The following is a 7,500-nucleotide window of genomic DNA, read 5'->3' on the forward strand; positions in this document are numbered from 1 at the left end:
CTCTCAATAAAAAGTTTAATCTTTGCTCTTACTCTTATAAAAGAATTGCTGGTTTACTAATTGTTTATTATATTCTGTTCAATTTTCAAAGACCATTTTCTTTTCCACAACTTTCGTTGTTATTTGTCACCCTCAAGCGACTTTCTTAGTTTATCATCACTTTTCATATCTGTCAACAACTTTTTTCAAAGATTTTTTAAAATTTTTGATTTATTTTGTTGTTAAAAGATTATGTATCTCAGCGACGTGTTTTATAATAACATCATCTACTTTAGATATGTATAAAAAAGTATGAGCATTTATCTAATTTATATTGCTCATACTCTCAATTTCTACTAAATTCTTTATTATTCTATTACTGACACACTAGGAAAAGTTTTTATATATTTATCTTAGTGCTTATTATACCCTAGCTTTTCCATGATTATTAATGCTGTATCTTCTATCGCTCTTTCTGTTACATCAATAGTCTTACAACCTATTCTTCTCATTATTTTATCTGCAAATTCTAGTTCTTCTAATATTCTTGCATCTCCAGCATATTCAATATCTGACGTTATCCTATGAAATTTATCCAACCTCTTTTTTCTAATTTCTATTAGCCTTAGTGGATCTATAATCAAACCAAATATTTTTTTCTTATCTATCTCATATATTTCATCCGGTACTCCAACCTCAGGCATTAAAGGTATATTTATTGCTTTTATTCCTTTATTAGCAAGATACATGCATAATGGAGTTTTCGATGTTCTAGATAACCCTATTAATACAGCATCTGCATTTTTAAGTCCTCTGTAATCTTTACTATCATCATATTGCATAGCAAATTCCATAGCTTCTATTCTCTTATAGTATATTTCATCAGTTTTTCTCATTGCACCTGGATTATATGTAGGTTGTGTATTTAAAATGGTTGATGCAACATTTATTATTGGTCCTAGAACATTCATTACAGATATATTTTTTTCCATTGCTTTTTGTGTTAAGTATTCTCTAACATTAACTGTAATAATTGTGGATACTATAATTGCTTGTTCGCATTCATCTAGTGCTTTAATAACATCTTCAACATCTTCTAATGATTTTACATAAGGTATTCTCTTAACTTTAACTTCTTGCTCAAATTGACTTGCAGCTGCGAAAGCCACTTGATTAGCTGTTTCCCCTATAGAATCTGATACTGCTAAAATCGTTAACATTTTTATACCCTCTTTCTCTCAATAAATTATTTATTTACCCTTATATATAAAATTAATACTTTACATTTCTATAGTAACCTAAAATTCATTATTTTAATAGTGATGAATTTTTTTTTTTGATGTGTTAAACTTTTATATATCATGATTCAGTACAATTTTTTATGGAGGCAAAATAAAATGAACTGGAAAAAATTTTTAACAATTGCTATTCTTCCTTTAATGTGGCTATTGTATGTACTTTTCGAATTAATAACTGGAAGAATAAATGACACAGAAACAATAATCTTTAATATTGCAATAATGTTACTCTTTGCTTTAAGTGGTCTACTAATCTATAAGGTAGGAACTAAAAATGAATCTGGTCTCTCATTTAAAAATCTTTCTATAGCTTTTATTATATTTATGGTTATAGATCAAGGTATAAAAATAATTATTAAATTCTTTTATTTTGATAACTATGTAGTGATAATTCCTAAAATGCTTTCATTTAATCCCATAATAAATACTAATGGTTCTTGGTTAAATGCTCGCTTTGGCACAGGTGTAAGTTTTCCACTATTAATAATACTAAATATCATAGCCTTATTCCTATTTGTTGAAATATATAGATATTATCTATATAAAGATAATAAAGATTTTTGGGCTGATATGTGCTTCATTTTTATATTTTCTGGTGCACTATGCTCACTTATAGATAAGATCTTCTATGGAGGAAGCCTAGATTTCATTGGTATTAGTAATTTATTTATAGCAGATATAAAAGATATATATATTAATTTAGGTATTTTATTTTTTGTGCTTACACTATTTAATGGTGGTTATTTAAAAACAGATGAAGAAACTACTTTTAAAGAAGATCTTCAAAATATGAAAAAGTTTATTTTCTTTATTAAAGATGATTTATTAGGAAAAATTCATGTTTTTTGATAATTCTAACTTAATTTTCTAACTTAATAGTTTATGTTATAGATTTACACTTATATATTATGTTAGAATTAATACATAATATATTCTTAGAAAGTTGGTTCTCCCATATTTCAAAGATTTAATAAATAGCTTAATCTAATTGTGAAGATATAAAATCTAAGCAAAGAAGATAGAAGCAACATTAAACTATTTTTTATAGTTAGCTTTATAGTGCTTAGAACTTCTGCTTTGCAGAAGTTTTTTTATTTTTATCTACAATAATTTAAGGAGGTCAAAAATGTTAACTACACCCAAAGCGAATAGACTACATATATCAATATTCGGAAAAAGAAATGCAGGTAAATCTAGTTTAATTAACGCCTTAACCAATCAACCAATATCTGTAGTATCTGATACACCTGGTACAACTACAGATCCAGTATCAAAGTCAATGGAATTGCTTCCATTAGGTCCTATAGTAATAATAGATACTGCTGGATTAGATGATGAAGGTGAATTAGGAAATCTAAGAATAGAAAAGACTAAAGAAGTTATGGAAAAAACAGATTTAGCAGTACTAGTATTCTCTGCTGGAGATTCTAATACTAATCAAGAAAAAGAATGGTTCCAAGATTTAAAAGAAAAAAACATTCCAGTAATAGGGGTTATAAATAAAATCGATATATATGAAAGTAATCTTGATTTATTAAAAAGAGATTTCGATATTACTTTTGTTGAAGTCAGCTCTACAGAAAGAAAAAATATCTCAAAACTAAAAGAAGCCATAATTAATAACGCACCAATGGACTTTGAAAAGACTTCAATCCTAGGAGATATCGTAAAACCTAAAGATAGAGTTATACTTGTTGCTCCGCAAGATATACAAGCCCCAAAAGGACGCCTCATATTGCCTCAGGTGCAAATTATTAGAGATATATTAGATCATGATGCCTTAGCATTAACAGTTAAAGATAGTGAATTAGAAGATATATTATCAAGTCTAAATAATGAGCCTGATCTTATTATAACCGATTCACAAATGTTTAAAGAAGTTAATGCTTCTATACCTACTCATTTAAAATTAACATCATTCTCTATACTTATGGCTCGACATAAAGGAGATTTGGATTTATATATTGCTGGAGCCAAAGCCATAAATACTTTAAAGCCTAATGATAAAATTCTCATATCAGAAGCATGCACACATCATCCTTTGAAAGGAGATATCGCACGTGAAAAGCTTCCTAAGCTTCTTGAAAAAAAATGTGGAGGTAAGTTAGACATAGATGTAATAACTGGATCAAACTTTCCTAAAGATCTATCAAAATATAAATTAATACTTCAATGTGGTTCATGTATGTTTACCAGAAGACAACTTCTTTCTCGTTTAGAAATAATTAAATCTTTTAACGTTCCAGTCACTAACTTTGGAGTTGCTTTAGCTGAGTTGAATGGTATTTTAGATAGGGCATGTAATTTTTTAAAATAAAAAAATATCATATAAGAAAAAGAACTTTTACTTTAAAAGTAAAAGTTCTTTTTCTTATATTTGCTTGGTGGCTCACCCGGGAATCGAACCCGGGACACCATGATTAAAAGTCATGTGCTCTACCGACTGAGCTAGTGAACCTTAAATTTTATTGTCGAATAAGTGCCTCAACAAGATATGATTATACAGAATATTTTACATAGTGTCAACACTTTTTTTAAAAAATAATTTATTTTTATTAAAAATAAGTCTCTTTTCCCTATATTTCTATAAGTAACATAATTAATTTCTTTTTTTATCCACAAAATTCCCTTATAAATCAAAAATTTTGTTAATAACTATTTATTAATTGTGTATAACAATACCTTTAAATAAATTTATGCTATCTAAATAATCATTTAATAAAAAATTTCACAAATAAAAAAGCTACTGAAAAAATTCAGTAGCTTGGTGCGAGATCAGGGGTTCGAACCCTGGACACCCTGATTAAGAGTCAGGTGCTCTACCAACTGAGCTAATCCCGCATAACTTACCTAGCAACGTCCTACTCTCCCACACAGTCTCCCATGCAGTACCATCGGCGCTATAGACCTTAACTTTCCTGTTCGGAATGGGAAGGAGTGTTACCTCTATGCCATCATCACTAGATGCATAAATTTCCGAAATCTTTGATTTCGTTGAAATTTAGCACTCCTCAGCTTCAGCTGATGGAGTTTCCTTTAAAAGAAACTAATTTCAAAGTCAAAATCCTGATTTCACAAATCTTTTTTTGAAAGAATCATGTTCTTTCAAAATTGCACATAGTATCAATGTATTACAACTTAATTATTGGTCAAGCCCTCGACCTATTAGTATCAGTCAGCTAAATACGTTACCGCACTTACACCTCTGACCTATCAACCTTGTAGTCTTCAAGGGGTCTTACTAGCTTATGCTATGGGAAATCTCATCTTGAGGTGGGCTTCACACTTAGATGCTTTCAGCGTTTATCCCTTCCCGACTTAGCTACCCAGCAATGCTTCTGGCGAAACAACTGGTACACCATAGGTCAGTCCATCCCGGTCCTCTCGTACTAAGGACAGCTCCTCTCAAATTTCCTACGCCCGCGACGGATAGGGACCGAACTGTCTCACGACGTTCTGAACCCAGCTCGCGTGCCGCTTTAATGGGCGAACAGCCCAACCCTTGGGACCTACTTCAGCCCCAGGATGCGACGAGCCGACATCGAGGTGCCAAACCTCCCCGTCGATGTGAACTCTTGGGGGAGATCAGCCTGTTATCCCCGAGGTAGCTTTTATCCGTTGAGCGATGGCCCTCCCACGAGGTACCACCGGATCACTAAGCCCGACTTTCGTCCCTGCTCGACTTGTAGGTCTCGCAGTCAGGCTCCCTTCTGCCTTTACACTCTTCGAACGATTTCCGACCGTTCTGAGGGAACCTTTGGGCGCCTCCGTTACATTTTAGGAGGCGACCGCCCCAGTCAAACTGCCCACCTAACAATGTCCTGTCACCAGTTTCATGGCATCCAGTTAGAATTTCAATACTATCAGGGTGGTATCCCAACAACGACTCCATCAAGGCTGACGCCCTGATTTCCCAGTCTCCCACCTATCCTGTACAGACAATACCGAAATTCAATGCTAAGCTACAGTAAAGCTCTACGGGGTCTTTCCGTCCAATCGCGGGTAGCGAGCATCTTCACTCGCACTACAACTTCGCCGGATTTGCAGTTGAGACAGTGCACAAGTCATTACGCCATTCGTGCGGGTCAGAACTTACCTGACAAGGAATTTCGCTACCTTAGGACCGTTATAGTTACGGCCGCCGTTTACTGGGGCTTAAGTTCACACCTTCGCTTGCGCTAAGTGTTCCCCTTAACCTTCCAGCACCGGGCAGGCGTCAGCCCCTATACATCAGCTTACGCTTTAGCAGAGACCTGTGTTTTTGTTAAACAGTTGCTTGTGCCTATTCTCTGCGGCCTACTTTCGTAGGCACCCCTTCTCCCGAAGTTACGGGGTCAATTTGCCTAGTTCCTTAACTGCAATTCTTCCGTCGGCCTTAGGATTCTCTCCTCATCTACCTGTGTCGGTTTGCGGTACGGGCACTACTTCTCTCCCTAGATGCTTTTCTTGGAAGCATGGAATCAGATACTTCGGTTCCGTAGAACCTTCCCTATAACGCCTCAGAATTGTTAGAGCGGATTTGCCTACTCTAACTCCCTAAACGCTTCGACTAGCATCCAATAGCTAGCACATCCTATCCTTCTCCGTCACACCCTCGGTAATAACGATGATAGTGGTATTGGAATATCAACCAATTGTCCATCGACTACGCCTTTCGGCCTCGCCTTAGGTCCCGACTAACCCTGGGAAGACAAACTTTACCCAGGAAACCTTAGATATTCGGCCTGTAGGATTCTCGCCTACATCTCGCTACTAATGCCAACATTCTCACTTGTAATCAGTCCACCGCTCCTTACGGTACGACTTCAGCCCGATTACAACGCTCCTCTACCGCTCACACTAAGTGTGAACCCGTAGCTTCGGTGGTAAGTTTGAGCCCCGGACATTTTCGGCGCAGGATCTCTTGACTAGTGAGCTATTACGCACTCTTTTAATGAATGGCTGCTTCTAAGCCAACATCCTAGTTGTCTTAGAAATCCCACATCCTTTTCCACTTAACTTACACTTTGGGACCTTAGCTGACGATCTGGGCTGTTTCCCTTTTGACCATGGAACTTATCTTTCATAGTCTGACTGCCGACCTGATAGTATATGGCATTCGGAGTTTGATAAGGTTCGGTAAGCGCTATGCCCCCTAGCCCATTCAGTGCTCTACCTCCACTACTCACATTTGTCGACGCTAGCCCTAAAGCTATTTCGAGGAGAACCAGCTATATCCGAGTTCGATTGGAATTTCTCCGCTATCCACAGCTCATCCCATGCTTTTTCAACAGCAACGTGGTTCGGTCCTCCACGAGGTTTTACCCTCGCTTCAACCTGGCCATGGATAGGTCACCCGGTTTCGGGTCTACAGCATGCAACTAGTCGCCCTATTAAGACTTGGTTTCCCTTCGGCTCCGTACCTTAAGTACTTAACCTCGCTACATACCGTAACTCGTTGGCTCGTTCTACAAAAAGCACATCATCACACACATAAGGTGCTTTGATCGGTTGTAGGCACATGGTTTCAGGTTCTATTTCACTCCCCTCCCGGGGTTCTTTTCACCTTTCCCTCACGGTACTGCTTCACTATCGGTCATCAGGTAGTATTTAGCCTTGGGAGGTGGTCCTCCCTGCTTCCCACAAGGTTTCACGTGTCTCGTGGTACTCTGGAGCAGAACTGTTCATTATTGCTTTTACTTACAAGACTATTACTTCCTATGGTCCAACTTTCCAGTTGTGTTCGGTTAGCAATAATTTCACGTTATGTTCTGTCCGCAACCCCGAAGATAAATCTTCGGTTTGGGCTCTTTCCCTTTCGCTCGCCGCTACTCAGAAAATCGATTTTTCTTTCTCTTCCTCTAGGTACTTAGATGTTTCAGTTCCCTAGGTGTTCCCTCATAAAGCTATGAATTCACTTTATGATACATGGGGTTTCCCATGTGAGTTTCCTCATTCGGAGATCTCCGGATCTCTGGCTATGTGCGCCTACCCGAAGCTTATCGCAGCTTATCACGTCCTTCATCGGCTCCTGATGCCAAGGCATTCACCATGCGCCCTTTGTAGCTTGACCTTTTTATTAGTCTATTCACAAAGAATATATTTCTTGGCTTGTTGTATTTTATATACATTAATCTATGTGCAATTTTCAAAGAACATTTGCTTGTTTACTGCCATCAATTACTTCGTCATCTTCATGATTTTTTGCGTTCACATACATTTTAGTATGCTCACTAGAAAAATC

Annotated in this window: 3 protein-coding genes, 2 tRNA genes and 3 rRNA genes (1 of these 8 running past the window's edge); 2 read left to right on the forward strand and 6 right to left on the reverse strand. The window is 36.6% G+C overall.

Going from position 1 to position 7,500, the window contains the following annotated elements:
• Window positions 1–11: ribosomal RNA gene (locus CNEONATNEC86_RS19875) — 16S ribosomal RNA — on the reverse strand (it extends 1,504 nt beyond the left edge of the window).
• A gap of 381 nt (window positions 12–392) precedes the next feature.
• Window positions 393–1,199, reverse strand: coding sequence for a pyruvate, water dikinase regulatory protein (locus CNEONATNEC86_RS19880; RefSeq protein WP_058293039.1), 807 nt, complete (start codon window positions 1,197–1,199; stop codon window positions 393–395).
• Window positions 1,200–1,376: 177 nt separating this feature from the next.
• Between CNEONATNEC86_RS19880 and CNEONATNEC86_RS19885 the strand changes: the two genes are divergently transcribed.
• Both CNEONATNEC86_RS19885 and hydF read left to right on the forward strand, forming a co-directional pair.
• On the forward strand, window positions 1,377–2,126 hold the full coding sequence (locus CNEONATNEC86_RS19885) for a signal peptidase II (RefSeq protein WP_125147842.1): 750 nt from the start codon (window positions 1,377–1,379) through the stop codon (window positions 2,124–2,126).
• 277 nt (window positions 2,127–2,403) lie between these two features.
• Window positions 2,404–3,594: a [FeFe] hydrogenase H-cluster maturation GTPase HydF gene (gene hydF / locus CNEONATNEC86_RS19890; protein WP_125147843.1), complete on the forward strand. Its 1,191-nt coding sequence runs from the start codon at window positions 2,404–2,406 to the stop codon at window positions 3,592–3,594.
• 65 nt (window positions 3,595–3,659) lie between these two features.
• Here the strand turns inward: hydF and CNEONATNEC86_RS19895 are convergent.
• From CNEONATNEC86_RS19895 to CNEONATNEC86_RS19910, 4 genes are all read right to left on the reverse strand, one after another.
• Window positions 3,660–3,735: transfer RNA gene (locus CNEONATNEC86_RS19895), tRNA-Lys, on the reverse strand.
• Between the two features lie 307 nt (window positions 3,736–4,042).
• Window positions 4,043–4,118 (reverse strand) — tRNA-Lys (locus CNEONATNEC86_RS19900).
• A 7-nt stretch (window positions 4,119–4,125) separates the two neighbouring features.
• Window positions 4,126–4,242 (reverse strand): 5S ribosomal RNA (gene rrf / locus CNEONATNEC86_RS19905).
• Window positions 4,243–4,422: 180 nt separating this feature from the next.
• Window positions 4,423–7,329, reverse strand: a 23S ribosomal RNA gene (locus tag CNEONATNEC86_RS19910).
• Window positions 7,330–7,500 lie beyond the last annotated feature (171 nt).

It is taken from the genome of Clostridium neonatale (assembly GCF_900465025.1).
Classification (GTDB): Bacteria; Bacillota; Clostridia; order Clostridiales; family Clostridiaceae; genus Clostridium; species Clostridium neonatale.

Excerpts from the sequence above, each read along its gene's own strand:
- CNEONATNEC86_RS19880 (WP_058293039.1), bottom strand. The coding sequence starts at position 1,199 with ATGTTAACGATTTTAGCAGTATCAGATTCTATAGGGGAAACAGCTAAT.
- CNEONATNEC86_RS19885 (WP_125147842.1), top strand. The coding sequence starts at position 1,377 with ATGAACTGGAAAAAATTTTTAACAATTGCTATTCTTCCTTTAATGTGG.
- hydF (WP_125147843.1), top strand. The coding sequence starts at position 2,404 with ATGTTAACTACACCCAAAGCGAATAGACTACATATATCAATATTCGGA.